The 22068-nt window shown below is 63.5% G+C and carries 24 protein-coding genes; 20 read left to right on the top strand and 4 right to left on the bottom strand.

What is annotated here, in order from left to right; translation table 11 throughout:
* Positions 1–12 precede the first annotated feature (12 nt).
* From D2N39_RS20305 to D2N39_RS20290, 4 genes are read left to right on the top strand one after another with little or no spacing between them, the layout of a single operon-like run.
* Positions 13–393, top strand: coding sequence for a head decoration protein (locus tag D2N39_RS20305; protein WP_119136605.1), 381 nt, complete (start codon positions 13–15; stop codon positions 391–393).
* A 60-nt stretch (positions 394–453) separates the two neighbouring features.
* On the top strand, positions 454–1476 hold the full coding sequence (locus D2N39_RS20300) for a major capsid protein (protein WP_119136604.1): 1023 nt from the start codon (positions 454–456) through the stop codon (positions 1474–1476).
* Positions 1477–1488: 12 nt separating this feature from the next.
* Entirely contained in the window at positions 1489–1803 is a 315-nt protein-coding gene (locus D2N39_RS20295; protein WP_119136603.1) for a head-tail joining protein, read from the top strand.
* Positions 1800–2444, top strand: coding sequence for a DUF6441 family protein (locus D2N39_RS20290; protein WP_119136602.1), 645 nt, complete (start codon positions 1800–1802; stop codon positions 2442–2444). The genes D2N39_RS20295 and D2N39_RS20290 overlap by 4 nt, the downstream gene beginning before the upstream one ends.
* On the opposite strand, the gene D2N39_RS20285 is transcribed toward D2N39_RS20290, so the two are convergent.
* Positions 2428–3197 (bottom strand): IS5 family transposase gene (locus tag D2N39_RS20285; RefSeq protein ID WP_233557323.1). Its coding sequence is split into 2 segments (ribosomal slippage): positions 2428–2879 and positions 2879–3197, totalling 771 coding nucleotides; the frame shifts between segments, so codons are not numbered across the junction. The genes D2N39_RS20290 and D2N39_RS20285 overlap by 17 nt on opposite strands.
* Before the next feature lie 176 nt (positions 3198–3373).
* Here D2N39_RS20285 and D2N39_RS20280 point away from each other — a divergent pair.
* Both D2N39_RS20280 and D2N39_RS20275 read left to right on the top strand, forming a co-directional pair.
* Positions 3374–4645 carry a peptidoglycan-binding domain-containing protein gene (locus tag D2N39_RS20280; RefSeq protein WP_119136601.1) on the top strand — a complete coding sequence of 424 codons (1272 nt, stop codon included), beginning with the start codon at positions 3374–3376 and terminating at the stop codon, positions 4643–4645.
* Between the two features lie 84 nt (positions 4646–4729).
* Complete coding sequence (locus tag D2N39_RS20275) at positions 4730–5152, top strand: acyl-CoA transferase (protein WP_119136600.1); 423 nt, start codon at positions 4730–4732, stop codon at positions 5150–5152.
* A gap of 57 nt (positions 5153–5209) precedes the next feature.
* Here D2N39_RS20275 and D2N39_RS20270 read toward each other — a convergent pair whose 3' ends face one another.
* Together D2N39_RS20270 and D2N39_RS20265 are read right to left on the bottom strand one after the other, a co-directional pair.
* Entirely contained in the window at positions 5210–5416 is a 207-nt protein-coding gene (locus D2N39_RS20270) for a hypothetical protein (RefSeq protein ID WP_119136599.1), read from the bottom strand.
* A 45-nt stretch (positions 5417–5461) separates the two neighbouring features.
* Positions 5462–5902, bottom strand: a complete 441-nt coding sequence (locus tag D2N39_RS20265; protein ID WP_119136598.1) for a thermonuclease family protein — start codon at positions 5900–5902, stop codon at positions 5462–5464.
* A gap of 75 nt (positions 5903–5977) precedes the next feature.
* Between D2N39_RS20265 and D2N39_RS20260 the strand changes: the two genes are divergently transcribed.
* The 14 genes from D2N39_RS20260 (at position 5978) to D2N39_RS20200 (ending at position 19633) form a co-directional block, all read left to right on the top strand.
* A complete protein-coding gene (locus D2N39_RS20260) occupies positions 5978–6916 on the top strand; it encodes a phage tail tube protein (protein ID WP_119136597.1) in 939 nt (312 codons plus the stop codon).
* Positions 6917–6918: 2 nt separating this feature from the next.
* On the top strand, positions 6919–7356 hold the full coding sequence (locus D2N39_RS20255; RefSeq protein ID WP_119136596.1) for a hypothetical protein: 438 nt from the start codon (positions 6919–6921) through the stop codon (positions 7354–7356).
* Between the two features lie 68 nt (positions 7357–7424).
* The gene (locus D2N39_RS23615; RefSeq protein WP_456071330.1) at positions 7425–7586 is read left to right on the top strand and encodes a DUF7697 family protein; all 162 of its coding nucleotides are present in this window, start codon (positions 7425–7427) and stop codon (positions 7584–7586) included.
* Positions 7579–10005, top strand: a complete 2427-nt coding sequence (locus D2N39_RS20250; protein ID WP_119136595.1) for a phage tail tape measure C-terminal domain-containing protein — start codon at positions 7579–7581, stop codon at positions 10003–10005. Before D2N39_RS23615 ends, D2N39_RS20250 begins: the two co-directional genes overlap by 8 nt.
* Positions 10005–10631 (top strand): DUF2460 domain-containing protein, encoded by a 627-nt coding sequence (locus D2N39_RS20245; RefSeq protein WP_119136594.1) that lies wholly within the window; start codon positions 10005–10007, stop codon positions 10629–10631. Before D2N39_RS20250 ends, D2N39_RS20245 begins: the two co-directional genes overlap by 1 nt.
* Entirely contained in the window at positions 10628–11512 is an 885-nt protein-coding gene (locus D2N39_RS20240) for a DUF2163 domain-containing protein (RefSeq protein ID WP_119136593.1), read from the top strand. Before D2N39_RS20245 ends, D2N39_RS20240 begins: the two co-directional genes overlap by 4 nt.
* Complete coding sequence (locus D2N39_RS20235) at positions 11509–11952, top strand: NlpC/P60 family protein (protein WP_119136592.1); 444 nt, start codon at positions 11509–11511, stop codon at positions 11950–11952. Before D2N39_RS20240 ends, D2N39_RS20235 begins: the two co-directional genes overlap by 4 nt.
* Positions 11953–11962: 10 nt before the next feature.
* Positions 11963–15934 carry a baseplate multidomain protein megatron gene (locus tag D2N39_RS20230; RefSeq protein ID WP_119136591.1) on the top strand — a complete coding sequence of 1324 codons (3972 nt, stop codon included), beginning with the start codon at positions 11963–11965 and terminating at the stop codon, positions 15932–15934.
* A gap of 10 nt (positions 15935–15944) precedes the next feature.
* Positions 15945–17903, top strand: coding sequence for a DUF2793 domain-containing protein (locus tag D2N39_RS20225; RefSeq protein ID WP_119136590.1), 1959 nt, complete (start codon positions 15945–15947; stop codon positions 17901–17903).
* 10 nt (positions 17904–17913) lie between these two features.
* Positions 17914–18222, top strand: coding sequence for a hypothetical protein (locus tag D2N39_RS20220; protein WP_008033049.1), 309 nt, complete (start codon positions 17914–17916; stop codon positions 18220–18222).
* A 72-nt stretch (positions 18223–18294) separates the two neighbouring features.
* Entirely contained in the window at positions 18295–18969 is a 675-nt protein-coding gene (locus D2N39_RS20215; protein WP_119136589.1) for a YcbK family protein, read from the top strand.
* On the top strand, positions 18969–19220 hold the full coding sequence (locus tag D2N39_RS20210; protein WP_119136588.1) for a hypothetical protein: 252 nt from the start codon (positions 18969–18971) through the stop codon (positions 19218–19220). The genes D2N39_RS20215 and D2N39_RS20210 overlap by 1 nt, the downstream gene beginning before the upstream one ends.
* The gene (locus D2N39_RS20205) at positions 19129–19383 is read left to right on the top strand and encodes a hypothetical protein (RefSeq protein ID WP_119136587.1); all 255 of its coding nucleotides are present in this window, start codon (positions 19129–19131) and stop codon (positions 19381–19383) included. Before D2N39_RS20210 ends, D2N39_RS20205 begins: the two co-directional genes overlap by 92 nt.
* Positions 19384–19432: 49 nt before the next feature.
* Positions 19433–19633: a hypothetical protein gene (locus tag D2N39_RS20200; protein WP_119136586.1), complete on the top strand. Its 201-nt coding sequence runs from the start codon at positions 19433–19435 to the stop codon at positions 19631–19633.
* A gap of 55 nt (positions 19634–19688) precedes the next feature.
* Here the strand turns inward: D2N39_RS20200 and D2N39_RS20195 are convergent, their stop codons facing one another.
* A complete protein-coding gene (locus D2N39_RS20195; RefSeq protein ID WP_119136585.1) occupies positions 19689–21794 on the bottom strand; it encodes a GmrSD restriction endonuclease domain-containing protein in 2106 nt (701 codons plus the stop codon).
* Between the last annotated feature and the right edge of the window lie 274 nt (positions 21795–22068).

Below are 22068 nucleotides of genomic sequence, written 5' to 3'. Positions count from 1 at the left end.
GGAGACTGACCAATGCCCGTCCTGACGGAACCGCCCAGCATGGGCGATGTCCTCAAATATGAGGTCAACCCGAACTACACCCGCGAGGTGATCACGCTGCTGATCGGCACCAACTATCCCTCCGGTGCCGTCCTCGGTCGTATTGCCGCCAGTGGCAAATACACGCTGTCTGCTGCGGCTGGGGCCGATGGTGCACAGGTCGCCGTCGCGGTCCTGCTTTACCCCGTGAATGCCACCTTGGCCGACGCCGTTGGCATCGTCGTCGCCCGGGGCCCATCGATCGTGTCACGCGCTGGCCTCGCCTACGAGGGCACAGTCAACGACGCGGCCAAGATCACCGCCAAGATCGCCCAGTTGGCCGCCGTCGGCATCATCGCCCGCGACGGCGTCTGACGCTCGACCCTTGTCGCTTGGCGTCGCCACCTCTTCCCCCTCTTTCCCCCGGAGTACCCAATGACCCTTGTCCGCAATCCCTTTGACGCTGGCGGCTATTCGCTGGCCGAAATGACGCAGGCCATCAACATCCTGCCCAACCTCTACACCCGCCTTGGCCAGATCGGCCTCTTCCGCTTCGAAGGCGTCAGCCAGCGGTCGGTCATCATCGAGCAATACGAGGGTGTGCTGAACCTGCTTCCCTCAGTCCCCCTCGGCGGCCCGGCGACGGTCGGCACCCGGGAAGGCCGCTCCATGCGGTCCTTCGCGCTTCCGTGGATCCCGCATGATGACGTCATCCTGCCGGGTGACATTCAGGGCCAGCCCGCGCTGGGCGTCTTCGATGGTGCCGACCCGCTGGTCGAGGTCATGAACCGCAAGCTGCAGCTGATGCGGCGCAAGCATGCCCAGACCCGCGAATACATGGAGATGAACGCCCTGCGCGGCATCGTGAAGGACGGCGCAGGCACGACCCTCTACAACTACTTCACCGAATTCGGGCTGGCGCAGATCTCGGTGGATTTCCTGCTGGGCACCGCTGGCACCCTCGTCCAAAGCAAGGTGCGCGAGGTTTTGCGGGCAATCGAGGACAACCTCCTCGGCGAAAGCATGTCGGACGTGCATGCCCTCGTCAGCCGCGAGTTCTTCGACAAGCTGATCGCGCATCCAAAGACCGAGGAGGCCTACAAGTTCTACGCCGCCACCGGCGCGCAGCCCCTGCGCCAGGACGTGCGCCGCAACTTCCCCTTCGCGGGCATCGTGTTCGAAGAATACGCGGGCACCGTCACCCTTTCGACCAAGACCACCGAACGGCTGGTTCCGGCCAACGAAGGCATCGCGTTCCCCTTGGGCACGATGGACACCTTCACGACCTACGGCGGCCCGGCCAACCTGCTCGAGGCCGCGAACACGATGGGTCTGCCGCTCTATGCCCGCCAGCACCTCGACGAAAAGGGGCGCTGGATCGACCTCATGACGGAGGCGTCAATTCTGCCGGTGAACAAGCGGCCGCGCATCGCGATCCGCATCCACACCTCGAACTGACGGGCGCCCCCGATGAACGTCTTCGCCGCCGCCATGGACCGGATCTATGCCAACCCGTCCATGGCGGCGGCCGCTGTCTGGATTTCCGCCACCACGTCGGAAGAACGCCCGATCCGCGTCATCCGCCGCGCCCCGGACCGGATCACAGACTTCGGCGCTGGGCGGTTTGTCAGCGACACCGTGATGGTGGATGTGCGCGTGTCCGACCTGCCGGATCCCAGGCCCAGCGATCTGATCGTGATCGGCACCAACAGCTTCACTATTCAGGGGGAGCCAGTGCGCGACCGCGAACGCCTGATCTGGTCGCTGGACCTGCGTCCATCATGAAGTTGAAGATCGCGTTCGACCCCGATCTCGTCGCCCTGATGCAGGCCGAAATCGCCGCCGGTGAAAGGGCGGTGTCCGCCGCCATGCGCGAAGCGGGCACCTCCCTGAAATCCGCTTGGCGCGGTCAGATCACCGGCGCTGGCCTCGGCACCAGGCTGGGCAACTCCATCCGCCTCGCCAGCTTCCCCAAATCCGGCGACAGCCTGAACGCGGCCGCGCTGGTCTGGTCCAACGCGCCGGTGATCATCGGCGCGCATGACACCGGGCCACTGATCCGGTCAATGGACGGGTTCTGGCTGGCGATCCCCACCCCGGCCGCAGGGAAAAGCACCAAGGGAGGCCGGATCACCCCCGGCGAATGGGAGCGCCGCACCGGCCTTCGCCTGCGGTTCATCTACCGCCGCAGGGGGCCCAGCCTACTGGTGGCCGAGGGGCGGCTGAACTCCAAGGGCCGGGCAGTGGCATCGAAATCCAAAACCGGACGCGGGCTGGCGACCGTGCCGATCTTCCTGCTGGTGCCGCAGGTAAAACTCCGAAAGCGGTTGGATCTGGCGCGGGATGCAGAGCGAGCGGTGGACGGCGTGCCGGGGCGCATCGTAGCTAGGGTCAGGACTCGTTGTCACGTCATAGCCAGAACATGACAGTTGCTGCGAGTGCGACGGCAGAAAGGAAGACCTTCGGGCATCGGTCGTATCGGGTAGCGACCCTTCGCCAGTCTTTCAGCCTGCCGAACATGATCTCGATCCTGTTGCGACGTTTGTAGCGTCGCTTGTCGTGTTTGATTGGCTTGCCACGCGACTTCCGGCCTGGGATGCAGGGCTTTATCCCCTTGTCTTTCAATGCTTCTCTGAACCAGTCGGCATCATAGCCCCGGTCGGCCAGCAACCAGTCCGCCGAAGGTAAGCTGCCCAGCAGGGCCGCCGCGCCGGTATAGTCGCTGACCTGGCCTGCGGTCATGAAGAAGCGGATCGGGCGGCCATCGGCATCGGCGACGGCGTGCAGCTTGGTGTTCATGCCGCCTTTGGTTCGGCCGATCAAACGGCCCCTCTGGTCACCGGGTCCCCCTTTTTCGACCGCAGGCCGGTCGCCGTGCGGTGCGCCTTCAGGTAGGTCGCGTCGATCATCACCGTCTTCGGAACAGCGGCCTCAGAAGCCAGGCCGGCCATCATCCGGGCGAAGACCCCCTTGTCGCTCCACCGCTTCCAGCGGTTGTAGAGGGTCTTCGGCGGGCCATACTCCTTGGGCGCATCGCACCACCGCAAGCCATTGCGATTGATGAAGATTATGCCACTCAACACGCGCCGGTCATCAACGCGCGGCTTGCCGTGGCTCTTCGGGAAGAAGGGCTGAAGTCGCGCCATCTGCGCATCGCTCAGCCAGAAAAGATTGCTCATCGGTCAGTCTCCTTGCGGAGGCTGAATCACGCCGCAAGCGCAAGTTCAATGGGTCCTGACCCTAGATGGGTGACAAATTCGGACAGGGCCTGATGCCCGCTTTGCGATGTTCGCTTGATGGTTGAATTGTGCATCGCTAGCCTGATTCCTGAAGTGACCCTATTTCGGAGCAGCCCATGTCGTTGAGGCCATTCGTTTTTGCTATTGCACTGGCTGCGGCCGTTCCGGCCTTGGCGCAAGATGCTTCGCTTTCCACCGAATTGGTCGATATCGAGCGACAGCTTACGGAGATCGAAGCGCAGGCGGCGCGCTACGAGGGCGGCCTGATCCTGACGCTGCTCGATGCGCGCCGGGAAGCACTTCTCCTCGCACGGACCTTGGTTGAGAACCGGATCAATGCGGAAGCGGGTGCTGCCACGGTCGAAGTGACGATCCCGGCTGTCCAACCTGACGACGCGCGGGCAGCACAGATCCTCGGCGAAATGGCTGCCGTTCAGCAGCGTATCGAAGAGGCTGAACGCGAAGCCGCATCCGGCGGCGGGCTGATCCAGGCCCTCGCACTCAGCCGCGCCGAAACCGAAAAGCTCACATTGGCACAATTGCAGATGGGCTATCTGCAGGCGAAATACGGCATCGCATTCCCCGTCATGCTACCTCAGCCTGCGACATCGGCGCCAGCCGCTGCGCCAGCGGCTGAGACCGCGACAACGACGGAGGGGACCGCACAAACAGTCGCTTGGGCGGATTCACGGTTTCCAGCCATCGACTATACTCTAGCTCCGTTCGAACAGGCCAATCGGGATGGGCACCAGATTTCGGGCTGGTGGACCATTGAAGCGTCGCGGGCAGCGGTGGACGACAGCCCACAGATCATCGCGCTGAACCATTCGCAATTCCAGCCCAACAACTTCATGGGCCAGACAGCCCTCGTCGCGCGCTGCATAGAAGGCGAGACAGCTTTGGTCTTCGTCCAGGACGACTTTTTGATGAACGACTACCAGCGCAATTCCTTTGAAATGACGCTCCGCATCGATGATCAGCCATCGCAGCAGGCGCGATGGAACAGTCTGACCACCAATAAAGGGGCTGGCCTCTTTGGACCTGAGGCAGAAACCTTCATCCGCTCGATCTACGACGCAGAGCGTCTCTTCCTTCGGCTTGTCGAGTCCAACGGCCAGCAGCATGACGCACAGTTCGATCTCGCCGGATCGCAGGATGCAATCGAAGCGGTTGCAGGCGCTTGCGGATGGACCACGCTGTCACTGTCCACAGATGACTATCGTGCCATTCAGACCCTCTTGAACGCTGGGGGCTTCGATGTCGGAACTCCTGACGGGCAATGGGGCCCTGCTTCACAAACTGCCATGCGCGCCTATCAAGTTTCGGTCGGACTCCCCGAGACGGGGGCACCCGACCGGGCGACACTGGAAAAGCTCGGCGTCAATTAGTGATGGCTGGCAAGGCGGGTAGGTCGTTCGACATTCTCTACTACGACAGCCTCACCGAAAACTGACAAGATCAAAGGCAGAACCGTGCCCACCACCCGCGAAACCATCCTCGCCGCGCTGCACGCGCGGCTGCAGCCGCTTGCCGCCCTCACTTTGCGTGACGAGGTGCTGCCAGAGCGGATCCCGGCGGCGGGGCTGATCATCCTGCGGGATGGCCAACCGGGCGAACCAGAGGTTACGCTGTCGCCCCTTCGCTATCACTACCAGCACCGCGCCGAACTGGAGGTCGTAGTCCAAGCCCCGAATGGCCGGGCCAGCACCTTTGACACCCTGATCGTCGCCATCGGCGCGGCGATTGAAGCCGACCGCACGCTCGGCGGGCTTTGCGACTGGGTCGAACCCGAACCCCCTGCCTCGGTCGATCTGCCCATCGATGGCGCGGCGGCGCTGAAGGCGGCGGTGATCACCGTCGTGCTACACTATACCGCCACCGGCCCCCTCGCATGACGCCAGCTTCCTTAGGCTGAATGTCCACGACAAGGATGGTATCGGTTAGACATCAGTCTAATCCGTCTGACGATTGGGATTATTGCCGAGCAACCACAGGAGAAGGCAGGCAAGAATAGGCGAGAAGAAGATGCTAAGGAGCACCCAGCCAAAGGCACTGCGGCCTCTCGCTTCTGCCATTCGGGCGGGCAGCAGGATGAAAATCCACAGGGTGAAATACAGGGCGGCCAGCCCAAAAATCAGGAAGAAAAGACCTTCGATCATGGCGCAACCCTGCCCTTATGCGGCGAGTTCTCGATCCGAGCCCATTCAACAGGTGCCATAGAAACCGCGCGAATAGCGGCAATACTCGGATGCAGCGCCTGAGCGGATCATCTCCGCCGCGATATCGCGCCCATCTGGCAGGAAGCACTGCCCGACAAGTCGCCCGTACCGGTCGATATCCACCACACTGCAACTCAGTGTCTTGCCTGAAATCAAACCATGCAAAGTCTCAGTCGCGGCAGAGCCACCTCGCTGGTCCCACTCTGGCGCATCAAGCCCCCAGACACGGATCCGGCGCGACTCGCCACGCAGCGTGAAGGTATCGCCGTCAAGCACCTTGCTGACCCGCGCCTCCAGCGTGTTCGATTGCTGCGCCTGCGCATTCGGCGCGCCGATAAATGCCGACGTGGTGACGACTATCATCAATAGAAATGCCGCACGGCGCAGCTGACGGGTGAAACGGGGATTGAGAAAAGGTCTGATCATTCAGGCAGATGACCCGATTACCTGCCGCTCTGCAAGGCATCCACCGACTGTTTAAACAAGAAAGGAAACCTAACCATGGCACGTGCGCAAGGCGCGCGGGCGCAGATGGCGCTTGCGTATGAAACGGTTTACGGCACCCCGCCGGTGAGTGGGTTCCGATTAATGCCCTTTGCCCGAACGACGTTGGGCTCGGAGCAACCGCTGCTGGAATCCGAACTGCTGGGCTATGGCCGCGATCCGCTGGCCCCGATCAAGGATGCGGTCACTGCCGATGGCGAGGTGGTGATCCCCATCGATGTCGAGGCGTTCGGGTTCTGGCTGAAGGCGGCCTTCGGCCAGCCGGTCACCAGCGGCACCACGCCCAAGACCCACACCTTTCAGTCGGGCAACTGGACGCTGCCCAGCATGGCCATCGAGACAGCTATGCCCGAAGTGCCCCGCTTCGCCATGTATTCGGGCTGCGTGCTGGATCAGCTGACCTGGCAGATGCAGCGGTCCGGCCTGCTGACGGCCACCGCCCGCCTTGTCGCCCAAGGCGAAACCATCGCGGCCGCGACCGCCGCTGGCACGCCGACAGCGCTGGGGCTGCAACGCTTCGGCCATTTCAACGGCACGGTGAAACGCAACGGCAGCAGCTTGGGCAACGTGGTCTCCGCCGAGATCACCTATTCCAACAACCTCGACCGGATCGAAACCATCCGCGGCGATGGGCGTATCGATGGCGCCGACCCCGCCATGGCCGCCCTGTCGGGCCGGATTGAGGTGCGGTTTTCCGACACGACGCTGATCACCCAAGCCATCGACGGCACCCCCTGCGAGCTGGAGTTCAACTACAGCCTCGGGGCCAACGCCAGCTTCACCTTCACTGCCCACGCCGTCTATCTGCCCCGCCCGCGCATTGAAATCGCCGGACCCCAGGGCGTGCAGGCGACCTTCGACTGGATGGCTGCCAAGGCCACCAGCCCTGCCCGCATGTGCACCGCTGTTCTCGTCAACACCCTCGCAGGATACTGATCATGATCCGACTGAACCTGACCGCCACGCCGCAATGGCTGGACCTCGCCCCCGGCCTGCGCCTGCTCGTCGGCCCGCTGACAACTGCCCTGATGGTGTCGGCACGCGCCGATCCGGCCATCGAGGCCTTGCCGGAAGGAGCGACGCAGGAGGCGCTGGCGCTCGCCATGGCGAAGGCCGTCGCCCGGCGCGCTGTTCTGGATTGGGAGGGCGTGGGCGACGATGCCGGGAATGTCGTGCCCGTCACCCCCGAAGGGATCGACGCCCTTCTGGAAATATGGCCCGTCTTCGAGGCTTTCCAGACCATGTATGTCGCCAAGGGCCTGATCCTGGACGCGGAAAAAAACGTCTCCGCGCCCTTGCCGACTGGTCGTTCGGCGGGGGCGACCGGTACTGCGCGGCCTGCGCGGGCCCTTGTCCAAACTGCCCCGCAAGACTGAACCGGCCGCAGACACCCGAGGGATGGCAGGTCTGGGATCTTGTCGGCCGCCTCGGCGGCCAACTCCGCGTGATCCCCGGCGCGGTCCTCGGTTGGGACATGGGCGCGGCGCTCGCCCTAGCACGGGCACTGGGCATCGACGCCCTGATCGCCGCCGAACTGCTCCCCGAGATCGAGGCGGTGATGGTGCGCAAACTAAACGAACAGATGGAAGGAAGCCGCGATGGCTGAAAAAAGGGTCAGCGTCCGCCTCGTGGCGGAAGGCGGCCGCCAGGTGCGCGCCGAGTTGGAAGGCATCGGTGATGCGGGCGCGCGGGGTTTTGGCCGCCTCTCGACCGAGATGGAACTGGCCAACACCCGTCTTGCCAGCTTCGCCCGCAAGGCCGGGATCGCGCTGGCGGCGATCACCGTCGCTGCTGCGGCGGCTGGCGTTGCGATGGTTCGTTCGGGCCTCGAAACCATCGGCGCGCAGGCGGATATGGCGGCATCCCTGAAGACCACGGTCGAAAGCTTGCAGGTGCTGACTTGGGCTGGCGAGTTGGCAGGCGTGTCGATGGGGGAGATCGAGCAGGCAACCAAGAAACTGACGACGCGGTTGTCGGAAGCTGCCGCCGGATCGGGATCGGCAGTCGGGGCCTTGCAGCGGCTGAATCTGACGGCCGCCGAGCTTCAGGCGCTGCCACTCGACCAGCGCATCTTCGCCATTCAGGAAGCCCTGAACCGGTTTGTGCCTGAAGCGGAACGGGCTGCTGTCGCCTCTGATCTCTTCGGCGACAAGGCCGCGCTGGCATTTCTGCGCATCGATCCCGCCACGCTGCGCGAAGCGGCGCAGGATGTGCGCGATTTCGGGGTGGCGGTCAGTGCGGCAGATGCCGCCCAGATCGAACGCACGGGTGATGCCATCGCCAAGCTCAGCCTGATCTGGCTCGGGCTGACCAACCGGTTGACAGCAGCGGTCGCCCCAGCGCTGGAAACCGTCGCCAATGCGCTGGCCGACATGGCACGCAGCACCGGGCCGATCGGCATCGCGATCAACGCCCTCTTCGACAACATCGGCCGCCTGACAACCTATGCCGCAACCTTTGCCACGCTGATGGCCGGGCGCTGGGTAGCAGGACTGGCAGCTGCGGCCCTGTCCGTGCGGGGCCTCGCCACCGGCCTCGTCATCCTGCGCGGGGCGCTGATCCGAACCGGCATCGGCGCACTGATCGTCGGCGCGGGCGAGTTGGTGTTCCAGTTCACCCGGCTCGTTGCAGGTGCGGGCGGGTTTGGCGCGGCGATTGGCCTTCTGAAGGACCTGGCGCTCGAGGTCTGGGACCGCATTGGCCTTGGCGCGGCCTCGGCCTGGTCGAAGATCGAGGCCAGCTGGGCGGGGCTGCAGGCCACGATTTATGGCGCGATGCAGTCTTCGGTCGAAGCGGTGACCGGCTTTGGCAATTCGGCCGCAGGCATCTTCAAGGGTGCCTACGATGCGGTTAAGGCGATCTGGGGCCAGCTGCCGGGTGCGATTGGTGATTTCGCGTTCCAGGCCGCCAACGGGTTGATCGGCGGTGTCGAGGCCATGCTGAACGGCGTCGTCACCCGGATCAACAATTTCATCAACGGTCTGAACGCTGCGCTGGACCTCCTGCCCGACTGGGCTGTCGGCGAAGGTGGGGTGCGGATCGGCACGCTCGATCCCGTTGCGCTGGGCCGGATCGACAATCCCTTTGCCGGATCTGCCGCTGCGGCCGGAACTGCCGCCGCCGAAGCCTTCTCCGCCGCGATGGCGCAAACTTATGTCACCACGCCCGATCTCGGGCTGACCGGAATGGCCGAAGAGGCCACCGCCCGGGCCGAGGCCTATCGCGAGGCTTCCGGCATGCTGGCCGACGCAGCTACCCGTCCGATGCAAAGCTGGCAGGCGCTGAAGGATGCTGTCTCCGGGGCGGGCAGTGATGGCGAGGCAGCGCTGGACGGGGCCACAGAGGCCGCCGACCGGTTGGACGAGTCGATTACCGAGGCCGGGCGCGCCGCCGGTGGCGCCGGGGCCGCTGCTGCCGCCGGGGCCGAGGTGGCCAAGACCGGATGGGAGGCGGCCGTGGCCACGCTCGCCGACTACGCTGCAAAGGCGCGCGACATTGGTGGCGATATCGGCAATGCGCTGGTTTCTGCCTTTACCTCGGCCGAGAATGCCGTGGGCGAGTTCGTGAAAACCGGCAAACTCGACTTCCGCGATCTGGTCACATCGATGATCGCCGATCTGGCCAAGCTGGCAGCCCGGCGCTTCATCCTCGGCCCGATTGCCAATGCGCTGTCGGGCGCGCTGGGCGGTGCGGGTGGCATCTTCGCCAACATTCTCCACGCGGGCGGCATGGTCGGATCGCCAGGCCCGGGTCGGATGGTCCCGGCCATGGCATTCGCCGGTGCCCCGCGGATGCATTCGGGTGGCTGGGCCGGGATCAAGCCCGACGAGGTTCCGGCGATCCTGCAACGAGGGGAGCGGGTTCTGTCACGCCGCGAGGCGGCCGGATATGGCCAAGGGCAAGGCGCGGCCCCGAACGTTTCTGTCACCATCATGGCCCGCGACGCCGAAAGCTTCCGGCAATCGCGCACGCAGGTCGCAGCCGATATCGCCCGGGCCGTGTCCCTCGGCCGGAGGGGCATGTGATGGCGTTCCATGAAGTCAGGTTCCCCGACAACATCAGCCGCGGCGCGCGCGGCGGGCCGGAACGGCGCACGCAAGTGGTCGAACTGGCCTCTGGCGACGAAGAACGCAACGCCAGCTGGGCCGACAGTCGCCGTCGCTATGATGTGGCCTATGGCATCCGCCGTGCCGATGATCTCGCAGCGGTGGTTGCCTTCTTCGAGGCCCGCAACGGCCGCCTGCATGGGTTCCGCTACAAGGACTGGGCCGACTACAAATCTGCCCTGCCGTCGCAGGCAATCACCGCGACCGACCACCAGATCGGAACCGGGACCGGCAGCCTACAAACCTTCCAGCTGTCGAAACGCTATACCTCCGGCGCGCAGACTTGGGTGCGGGCCATCACCAAACCGGTGGCCGGGACCGTCCGCGTGGCGCTGGGCATGGTGGAACAGATATCGGGCTGGACGCTCGATGCCACTACCGGCGTCATCACCTTCACCACCGCCCCTGCGGGTGGCGTCATCGTCCGCGCTGGCTTCGAATTCGATGTGCCGGTGCGCTTCGACAGCGACACCCTCGATGTGACACTCGATTTTGAACGGCTCGGCTCGATCACCGCCATTCCCTTGCTGGAGATTCGCAGATGAAAAACCTCTCGCCAGCGCTGCAGGCCCATCTTGATGACGGCACCACGTCCTTGTCCTGGTGCTGGCGGATCAGCCGCGCCGACGGTGTGGCGCTGGGCTTCACCGATCATGATCGTCCGCTTGCCTTCGATGGCACCGCGTTTGAACCTGAAAGCGGGTTTGCAGCCTCGGAGATCCGCGCCGGGTCCGACCTCGCTGTCGATGCGCAGGATGCGACCGGCGTTCTGACCTCTGACCGGATCACGGAAACCGACATCCTTGATGGGCGCTGGGACAATGCGGCTGTCGAGCTGTGGCGGGTCAATTGGGCTGACACCAGCCAGCGCGTGCTTTTGCGCCGAGGTGCGGTTGGGCAAATCCGGCGCGGCCGCATGGCCTTTGTCGCGGAAGTCCGGTCGCTCGCGCATGTGCTGGGTCAGACTGTCGGTCGGACGTTTCAGGCGGGATGCGATGCTGCACTTGGCGATGCGCGCTGCGGCATTGATCTGGAAAACGCCATCTACAAGGGCACTGGTGTCGTCACCGACATTTTGCGCGACAGGGCCTTCATGGCCTCTGGGCTGTCAGGGTTCGACGCAGGCTGGTTCACGTCTGGCACCTTAACCTGGACCAGCGGCGCAAATGCCGGGCGGGTCACTGAAGTGTTGGCGCATGGTGTGGATGGCAGTATCGCGACGTTGACCTTGCTGGAGGCACCGGTGCGCGCCATCGCCGAGGGCGACAGCTTCATCGCCCGGGCGGGTTGCGACAAGCGGATCGCCACTTGCAGCGCCAAGTTCGCGAATGTCGCCAACTTCCGGGGCTTTCCCAACATCCCCGGCCAGGATGCCGTGCTGCGCTACGCGAGCCAGGACGGCGGTCATGAAGGAAACGTGCTGTGAACTGCGCTGATCCTGCCTTGGTCATCGCCACCGCCCGCAGCTGGCTTGGCACGCCCTACCACGATCAGGCCAGCCTCAAGGGGGTCGGCTGCGATTGCCTCGGCCTCGCACGCGGCGTCTGGCGCGAGGTGGTCGGGAATGAACCGTTCCCCATTCCACCCTACAGTCGGGACTGGGGCGAGACTGGCCCAAGAGAAGTTCTGGCAGAAGGCGCGCACGCGATGATGTTGGAAATCGCTCCCACGGAGGCCCTTCCCGGCGCGCTGATCCTGTTCCGCATGGCCCCGCGCGCCATCGCCAAGCATGTCGGGATCCTGACTTCACCCGACCGCTTCATCCATGCCTACGAGCGTCTGGGCGTCGTCGAGGAAATCCTGACACCAACGTGGGCGCGAAAGATCGCCTTCGCCTTCCTGTTTCCGCACCCCAGCAGCATCTGAGATTTTCATCATGGCGACTTTGGTTCTCGGCGCCGTTGGCTCCGCGATTGGCGGCGCATTTGGCGGGGCCATCCTCGGCTTTTCCGGCGCGGCCATCGGTGGCTTCATCGGCTCCACCATCGGATCGGTGGTCGACAACTGGATCGTCTCGTCCCTCGCACCCGCCCAAAGGATCGAGGGCGCGCGGCTGGACAGTCTGCGCATCACATCTTCGACCGAAGGCGCCGTGATCCCGCGCCTGTTCGGCCGGATGCGCATCGGCGGCAACATCATCTGGGCGACAGACTTCCGCGAAGAGGTCAACACGACAAGCCAAGGCGGCGGCAAGGGCAGCGGGCCAAAGGTTACCACCACCGAATATCTTTACTATGCCAGCTTCGCCGTCGCGCTGTGCGAAGGAGAGATCACGGGCATTGGTCGGGTCTGGGCGGATGGCAAGCCGATGGACATGACCGGCGTGACCTGGCGCTGGTATCCGGGTGACGAAGCCCAAACCCCCGATCCGTTCATCTTGGCAACGATGGGCGCGTCCAGCACCCCCGCCTACCGTGGCACCGCCTATGTGGTGTTCGAGGAATTGAACCTCAGCGCCTTTGGCAACCGCCTGCCGCAGATCAGTTTCGAGGTGTTTCGCCCGCTGGCGGATGCCGACACCGCCGAAGGGTTGGTGAAGGCCGTGACGATGATCCCGGCCTCGGGCGAATTCACCTATGCAACCGCACCGGTCAAGAAGACCACCGGCTCCGGGGGCGCGACCGTGGCCGAAAACCTGAACGCGATCACCGACACCGCCGACATCGTGGTGGCGCTGGACCGGCTGCAATCTTTGGCCCCCGCAGTGGAAAGCGTGAGCCTCGTGGTGGCATGGTTCGGTGATGACCTGCGCGCCGGGAACTGCAAGGTTCGCCCCGGCGTAGAGGTGGCCACCAAGACCACGACGCCCTCGGCCTGGATGGTGAATGGCGTCAGCCGTGCCGATGCGTTTCTGGTCAGCCGTGATGCCGAGGATCGTCCTGTCTATGGTGGCACGCCTGCGGATTTCGCGGTGGTGCAGGCCATTCAGGAGATGAAGGCGCGCGGGCTGCGTGTGACATTCTATCCCTTCCTGCTGCTGGACGTGCCGCCTGGCAACACAAAGCCCAATCCCTACAGCGCCAATGCGGCTACCGCTGGCCAGCCGACATTCCCTTGGCGGGGGCGGATCACCTGTTCCCCGGCGGCGGGCTTTACAGGATCGGTCGACAAGACTGCGACAGCGGCAACGCAGGTTGCAGCTCTGTTCGGCATGGCAACGCCCGCCAACTTCAGCGTGTCGGGCACCAATGTCAGCTGGACCGGGCCAGTCGGCGAATGGTCGCTGCGCCGGATGATCCTGCACTATGCGCATCTGTGCAAAGCCGCCGGGGGCGTGGACGCCTTCCTGATTGGCTCCGAAATGCCCGGCCTCACCACCATCCGCTCGGGTGCCAACACTTATCCTGCAGTGACTGCCTTCAAGTCCCTCGCGGCAGATGTGCGTGCAATCCTCGGCGCTGGGCCGAAGATCGGGTATGCCGCCGATTGGTCGGAATACTTCGGTCACCACCCTGCCGATGGGTCGGGCGACGTGTATTTCCACCTCGACCCGCTCTGGTCGGACGCCAACATCAACTTCATCGGCATCGACAACTACATGCCGCTGTCAGACTGGCGTGACGGGTTCGATCATGCCGATGCGAGCCTGGCCCCGGCGATCTATGACCGGACGCATCTGCAATCCAACATCACCGGCGGCGAAGGGTTCGACTGGTTCTATGCCAGCCCGGCTGCCCGGACAGCGCAAACCCGGACGCCGATCACCGATGGCGCCGCTGCCAAGCCTTGGGTCTTTCGCTTCAAGGATCTGCGCGCCTGGTGGCAAAACCCGCACTTCAACCGACCCGGTGGGGTGGAGAACGGCTCGCCGACCGCGTGGGTGCCGCAGTCAAAGCCGATCTGGTTTACGGAGCTGGGGTGCCCGGCAATTGACCGCGGCACCAACCAGCCCAACGTGTTCTTCGATCCGAAGTCGTCGGAGAGCTTCACGCCCTATTTCTCGCGCGGCTGGCGCGACGACGCGATCCAGCGGGCCTATCTCGAGGCGACCTATCTTTTCTGGGGTGCCGCAGCCAACAACCCAGTGTCCTCGGTTTACAGCAACCGGATGGTCCATGTGCCCGAATGCGCTGCATGGACCTGGGATGCTCGGCCCTATCCGTTCTTTCCAGAACTGACCGATGTCTGGACCGATGGCCCGAACTGGCGTCTGGGCCACTGGCTGACCGGGCGGCTGGGCGCGGTGTCGCTGGCGGCGCTGGTGCGGCACCTCTGCTTGCGCGCCGGGATGCCGGAAGAGCTGATCGACGTCTCCGGCCTTTGGGGCGCGGTCGAGGGCTACGTCATTTCGGCGCTGGAAGCCCCGCGTGCGTCGATTTCCACGCTGGCGCGGCATTTCGGGTTCGATGCTGTCGAGAGCGAGGGGCGCATCCGCTTCCTGATGCGCGGCCGCATAGCCGGTCTGACCATCACGCCCGACAGCTTGGTCGCGCCCGCCTCTGCACAGGGCGACGTGATGGAACTGACCCGCTCGCAGGAAACCGAACTGCCGCAGGCGCTGAAATGGCAGGTCGCCCGCGCCGACGAGGATTATGACGCGGCGCAGGTCGAGGCGCGGCGCATCACCGTCGACACCACCCGCATCGCCTCGGAAAGCTTCCCGATGGCCATTCCGCCCGAGGAAGCCGAACACCGCTGCCGCCGCGCGCTGATGGAGGCATGGGTTGGCCGGGAAAGTGCGGTGTTCAGACTTCCACCGTCGCGCCTGGCGCTGGATCCCTGCGATGTGATCCTGCTCGACCATGATGACCGCCTGACGGAAATGCGTCTGGTGTCCATCGCGGACTCCGACCTGCGCAGCGTCGATGCAGTCCGGCAGGACCGCGCGGTCTACGATCTGCCGCCCGGCGAACCGCGCCCTGCGTCCTTGTCGACGCCCACCGTGTTTGGCACGCCGGATGTGATCCTGCTGGACCTGCCCCAACTGCGCGAGGATCAACCTGCGCATCGGCCCATGATCGCGGCGCATGCCAAGCCGTGGCCCGGCGAAATCGCCACCTACCGCAGTGCAGCGACAGATGGTTTTGCCCTGCTGACCACCTTCAGCTCGCGGGCACGGATGGGGGTGCTGGTGGCGGACTTCTTTGCAGGGCCGGTGTCACGCTGCGATCTGGGCAATGCGCTGGTGGTCGATCTCTATTCCGGCACGCTGGAAAGCGTCACAGACATCACGCTGCTGGGTGGGGCCAATGCGCTTGCGGTCGAAACCGGCACTGGGCAATGGGAAATCGTCCAGGCGGGCGCGGCCGAATTGATCGCGCCCGGCCGCTATCGGCTGACCCGCCTGCTGCGAGGTCAGCGAGGCACCGAAGAGGCTATGATCAGCATAGTGCCGACTGGCGCACGGGTGGTTGTGCTGGATACGGCGGTGGCCTCATTGCCCATTTCCGAAGCCGATCTGGGTCTGCCATGGAACTGGCGCATCGGCCCGGCATCGCGCCCGGCCAGCGACGAAACCTTTGTTGCCACCACCTTCACGCCCGAGGGCGCTGGACTGCGGCCGTTTTCGGTGGCCCATGTCGAGCAACCATGGCGCATCGCCCGCAGCCCGGGCGATCTGACCATCCGCTGGACGCGGCGGTCCCGGTCGCTGGCTGCTGACACTTGGGGCGCGGGCGACGTGCCTTTGGCCGAGGACAGTGAGGCTTACGCGGTCGACATTCTGGACGGGTCAGTCGTCAAGCGATCCTTGACCACTGGCACGACCAGCGCTCTCTACACCGCCGCCCAGCAGACCGCCGATTGGGGCGCACCCCTCGGCCCCGGCCAATCCCTCGCCATCCGCATCTACCAGCTCTCTGCCTTGATCGGCCGGGGCGCTGGGCGATCCGTCACGCTCACATTCTGAAAGCAGGATCATGTCTGACATCACTACCCATCTCCTGCTGCCCTATATCCTGGCATCGCAGGCCCAGAAGCATGTCACCCATAACGAGGCGCTGCGCCTGCTGGATGCGATGGTTCAGCTGTCAGTGCTGGATCGCAACCGCACCACGCCGCCCGCCAGCCCGACCGATGGCGCCCGGCATATTGTGGCATCGGGCGCGACAAGTCTTTGGTCGGGTTGGGATCTGAATATCGCCTTCTGGGTCGATGGGGTCTGGATGCGGCTGGTCCCGCGCCCCGGCTGGTTAGCTTGGATCGCCGCAGAACAGACCTTTGTCGTCTGGAACGGGTCGGCCTGGGATCTGGTCGGCGAACCGGTGGATGTGTCAGACGCCGTCTTCAGCCTCGTCAATGACGCAGACCCGACCAAGAAGGCGCTGTTCTCGCTGTCCGGGATTACGACCGGCACGACCCGGACGTTCGCGTTGCCGAATACCTCGTCGGAACTGGCGATCCTTGCGGGCACGCAGACCTTCACCGGCAACAAGACCTTCTCCGGTTCGCTGACGGCGTCTGGTGCCGTGTCCATCACCGGCACGCTGACCGCCTCTGGCACGGTCACGGTTTCCGCGGCGGCGGCCTCGATCGGCACCGCCATCACGGCCGCGACCTATGGGATGGGCACGGGGGTCAATCCGACCGGCGTGACCAAGACTCTGAACCTTGGCACCGGCGGCGCGTCTGGATCGACCACCGTCATCAACATCGGCTCGGCGACCGCAGGCGCTGGCGGCACCACGGTCGTGAACACGCCCACGGTGACTTTCGCCAATGCCGTCACGCAGGTCGGCATGCCGCAGGCAAACCTGACGGCGCAGCTTTTGGGCCTCGGTGGCGCGACGGCCGACAGCTTCAACCGCCTGTCGATGAACACGCCCGCCGTGCTCTTGAACAACGCCGGGGCCGGGATCGAAGCCACCGTCAACAAGGCGGCGGCCGGGAACGATGCGGCCTTCGCCTTCAAGACCGGGTTCTCGGTTCGGGCGCTGATCGGCCTTCTGGGCAACGACAACTTCAGCTTCAAGGTCAGCCCGAATGGGTCGACGTTCTTTGATGCCATCTTGATAGACCGCACCAATGGCCAAGTCGAACTGCCCCAGCCCACCGTCCTGCCGGGTCTGAATGCGGCCCCGGCCCCGCCGCCCTCGGGCAAGACCTCGGTCTACGCGCGCAACCGTGCGGGGGCGCCGTGGATCGACGTGATGCGTCCCTCCGGCCGGGACTTCCCTTTGCAGCCGCATTTCGGGGTGAACCGGATCGCCAACTGGTCACCGTCGATCACGACCACGATCACTACTGAGGGTCTGCCCATCACCAACGTCGGCACCGTGTCGCACCCCACATTGGCCGCCACCAACCTCGCGGCCTCCATGCGGCGCTGGCGTCTGACCTCGGCTGCCGTGGTGGATTCAGTCGCCGAACAACGCTCGGCTGGCTGGGCCTGCTGGCGTGGCAATGCCTCAGGGCTTGGTGGCTGGACCTTCGTCACCCGGCTCTCTCTGACGACCTTGCAAGCGACCGGCATGGGTTTTTTCGGCATTTATGGCTCCATCGCTGCGCTGGCCACGACGCTGACGCTGGCTGCGGTGATCAACGCGGTCGGGATCGGTTTCCAGCGAGGCACCCATGCCAACTGGCAGTTGGTCACAAACGATGGCAGCGGCGCGCCGACTTTGACCGACATGGGTGCGCCCTTTGCCATCGCGCTGGGCGGCGTGCTGACCCTGTTCATCGCGGCCCCGCCGAACGGCAGTTCCGTCTGGGTGCGGGCGGTCAACGAGGTCACTGGTGCGGTCTTTGAGCAGGAGATCACCGCCGACCTGCCCGCCAACACGCAATTCCTCTCGCCGCGCCTCTACCTGAACACCGGCGCGACAGCCGCCGCCGTCGCCTACGACTGCGCAGGCCTCTATCTCGAAACGGACTATTGAAGGGATCATCATGACCGAACGCACCACCATCCTGCAGGAGGTCGGCCAAGCCTTCCGCGAAAACGGACTGACTGCCGCCATCACCGCGTTGGTTGGAGGCAGTCTTGCCATCGCCGCCACCGTCACCCGCAAGGCATTCACCAACGAGGCGATGCTGGAACGCCTCGACCGGGAACTGCACCTCGAACGCGAGCGCACCGACAAGCAGCGCGCCGATGACCGCAAGGCCGATGCCGACCGGCTGGAACGGATCGAAACCGACATCCGCGCCATGCGGGACGTGATGTTCGAGGCCTTCCAGCGCGGCCGCACCGACTGATCATCACCGAACCACCACGTCGACCCACCCTACCCGCCCCAGAGGCGGGTTTTGCATTTCTGGAGACCTACCATGCCGACGACGACCTATGCCCATTTCCGCGACGTGCCTGAATCTGCCTGGCGTTGGCCCAGCTTTTCCCCGGCCGAGATCGCCTGCCGCGGCACCGCCGCGATCAAGATCAACACCGAAGCCATGGACAAGCTGCAAGCCCTGCGCAACCGCCTCGGCAAACCGTTGATCGTCCGCTCCGCCTATCGCAGCCCGAGCCACAACCGCGCTGTCGGAGGGGCCCCGGCCTCCAAGCACATGCTGGGCACGGCGTTTGATATCGCCATGTCGAACCACGACCCGGTCACCTTTGCCGAAGCCGCTCGGGCCGTGGGTTTCCTTGGTTTTGGTACCTATCCGCGCTCGGGTTTCATGCACATCGACCTCGGGCCTGCGCGGTCTTGGGGTGAACCTTTCGCTCCCCGTGCGACGCCCTTCGTGCCGGAGGTGCCCCCTGCCCGCGAGGTGCTGGCCGACAGCCGCACCCTGAAAGGCGGAGGGGCGGCAGGCATCGCGACCGTCGGTGCAGCGGGCGTCGAAGTGGCGCAAGACGTGCTGGCAGAAACCCAATCGGCCATCCTGCCCCTGGTGCCGTATCTCGATACCCTGCGCTGGGTCTTCATCGCTGTGGCGCTGATCGGCATCGCCGTCGCGATCCATGCCCGGATCGACGACTGGAAACGAGGCCAGCGCTGATGGGCTGGATCACCGCAATCTCCGCCAGCGGCCCGGCACGCAAAGTGCTGGGCCTTTTGCTGGCCGCCCTCGCCATCACCCTGTTCCTGCTTAACCTCCGCCGCGCCGGTGAACGCGCCGGTCGGCTGGCTGAGCGGCTTTCAACATCGGAGAGAACCCATGAAATTCAACGTCAAATGCTGGACGCCGCCAGCGACCGCCCCGCTGATCGCGATGCTCTGGTTAAGCGCCTGCGGGATGGCCGGTTCTGATCGACCGAGGCAGGTCTGTCCGCCGGTGGTGGAGTACAGCACGGCCGAACAGGCACGCGCTGCCGAAGAGGTCGAGGCACTGCAGGAAGCTGGCGTCATCGTCCGGATGCTGAGCGACTATTCGGTGATGCGAGATCAGGGACGGATTTGCCTTTCGAAATGAGGCCAGAGGGCCTCACCGCGACTCAGCCCTTCGTCAAAGGAATTAACCCATGACCACCCTTCATCCCGAAGTATCCGTTCAACTGTCCGGACACGATGGCAACGCCTTCATCATCCTCGGTCTGTGCCAGAAGGCGTCGCGACGTGCTGGGTTATCGGACGCGCAAATCGACGCGTTCACAGAGGAAGCGACCTCAGGTGACCATGATCACCTGATCCGTACCGCTTTGCACTGGTTCAATTGCAGCTGACCAAGAGGCTGGCGAAGCCAGCTATCTCCGCACCCCACTTGACCCAACATACACATCAAGTGGCGCTATCCGCGTCGGCCATCTGCTTTTCGTATGCTTGGCGCACAAGGCCCATAACGTATGGCAGTTCCTCTAACGCACTGATCGCGATTTCGACATCCCCATTGCCGTAATGACCAATGTTGGTCATGTCGCGTGCGATCTTTTTCTCGTCGTGAAGCTCGTGAAACTTCATGTTCAGCGAAAGCCTCAAGCGCTTTGCCTGAGCAACGACGTCAAGAAAATTGGTCTCGGCCTTGTAGGCTATGTACGACTTGACGATCTCTTCAACCACGCAGGGGTCTAGCGCGAGTACCTCTTTGCGCAGCGCTTCAAATAGGGGATGCATCGATCCACCCTCTGCGACCGATGGATGATCACCCAGTGTGAATTCTTGGGCTTTCACTGCCTTGGGCTTCAACTGCGCGATCACTTCGGCTGAGATTTTTGGCGCCGACCAAACTTGGGATGCCCGTTTCGCAAGGCGTTCAGCTCGGTCCCGGATTGCAGCTTCATTCCAAGACTCAACCGCTGCAAGGCCCTCATTCAGCCGCAGAGGGCTCTCCTTAAATCCGCCATGCATGTCGCGCTTTTCAAGGAATGGACGGTCGCTGTATTCGGCATTGTACCCGGTAAGGGTAAGGTTTCCGAGCGTGTGCAGCCAGGTCTCCTGCACGGTCTGCCAATGTTCGCCCAAAGCCGAGCGCCAGGCCTGAGATAGGTTTTCGTTTTGCGGCATGATGTGCTCGATGGTGTACTCATCAACAGGAACACGCTCTTTGCGGCCATCATTCTCAAGGCGGCGCAGCCAGTACGAGCGGCTTCGGAAATTGTACAAATCACGTCGCGCCAACTCTAGCCGGAACTCGTCGTCATTCGGAAACCGCCTGTAAGACGGCAACGTCATCAAATGTGCTTCGATGCTATCCAGATAGCGATCCTTCCTCAGTTCACGCCCAAAGGTTGCAAAGGTCTTGTTGAGCGAGTTCGTCGGAATCGCACAGATCGCGCGCCGGAAGACGTATGACTCGACCAGCCGGACAGCCCGGATGAAATCCGCCTTGGGCAGAACGCCCCCGACGTAGTCTTGATACAGCTCGAGCAGGAACGGGTATGCGACGTCAACTTTCAGTTCCCGAAGATCCTGAAAAGCCGCTGCAAGATCCTTGTCCGTTTCCTTTCCAAGCGCCATTTTCCCGTAGTGCTCAGCGAAGGTGTGGATGTCCGCAACCAGGTCGTCAACGCTGTGCGCGGCGCCGTTGGCCTCGCGAGCATAGGCTTTGAAGGCAAGATAGACGTCTCGAACGTTCGGTATTTCGCCGGTTTTGAAGGTCAAGTAATGCCGCATGAAACCGTCAAAATGGGAGCCATACGCTTCCTGCGGAAAGGCTACTTCCATCGGATGCCAGTGGTCCTCGTAGATCTGAGTTTGGTGGGCAGGCTCAAGCCCCATCAGGACATAGTTGCGGATCAGATCGGCCTGGCTCAGCTCTCGGCCTGTCGAGTTCATGCTTTCGAATATAAGCTGCGGATTGTCCTGGTCGCGGTTCAGCGCAATGTCGACAATGACCAACTTTGCGAGGCCATTGCACAGTCCGGCCAAGTCACCACCGAGGGCTTTCACTCGATCCTCAAAGAAGGTGAAGTTCTCCGCTATCCTTTGTGATTTGGGTGTAGGGATCGGCTTCTGCTGCATCAGTGCCAGCAGACTGGCTTTATCGGTTTGGGTCAGGATCAGCTTGAAGCCACGTTCGCCCTCTTCGAGGGTATTCAAGAGGTAGTAGCTCCGCAGCTTCTTTGCGGAGAACCCGTCCACCGGTTCCGTATCACCAAGGTGCCGCGCAAGGGCTTCAAGGATCAACATTACCGAAGTCAGTCGCTGCTGACCATCGATCACCAAAAGTGGCGGCTGAGCCATAACCTGGTACAGCCCCTTTTCAATGTAGACGATTGAGCCGACGAAGTGTGCAGACACGGTGTTGTTCGACCCAGTCCGCAAGATGTCATCCCACAGTTGGCGGCATTCCTGCTCTGTCCAGCTGTAGGTGCGTTGGTAGATGGGGATAACAAACTGGGGTGATTTCTTAAGGAAATCCAGCAGCTTCGCCTCTGTGGCCTTCATCGATCAATCCTGACGCGTTACTCTTTGCAGCAGGATAGTCCCCGGAAACGCAGATGGATAGACAGCATGCCGTCCAAAAGTCGCAGAAACCGGAATGCAGCTAGATCGCTGATTTCTCAGCACATTTTCACCGCGACTCTTCAAACGTTGATGTGGCGTTGATGTGTTTTGGACAAGCAAAAACCCGACTGTTTAGGTCGGGTTCTATCTATTTGATATATAACAAGATTTTGGTTGCGGGGGCGCGCAACCGCCGTTGTCTGCCCCAGCTAAG

It is taken from the genome of Gemmobacter lutimaris, assembly GCF_003570715.1.
Taxonomy (GTDB): Bacteria; Pseudomonadota; Alphaproteobacteria; order Rhodobacterales; family Rhodobacteraceae; genus Gemmobacter; species Gemmobacter lutimaris.
The sequence above is the reverse complement of the archived record's forward strand: the minus strand, read 5'-3'. Positions and strand labels throughout refer to the sequence as shown.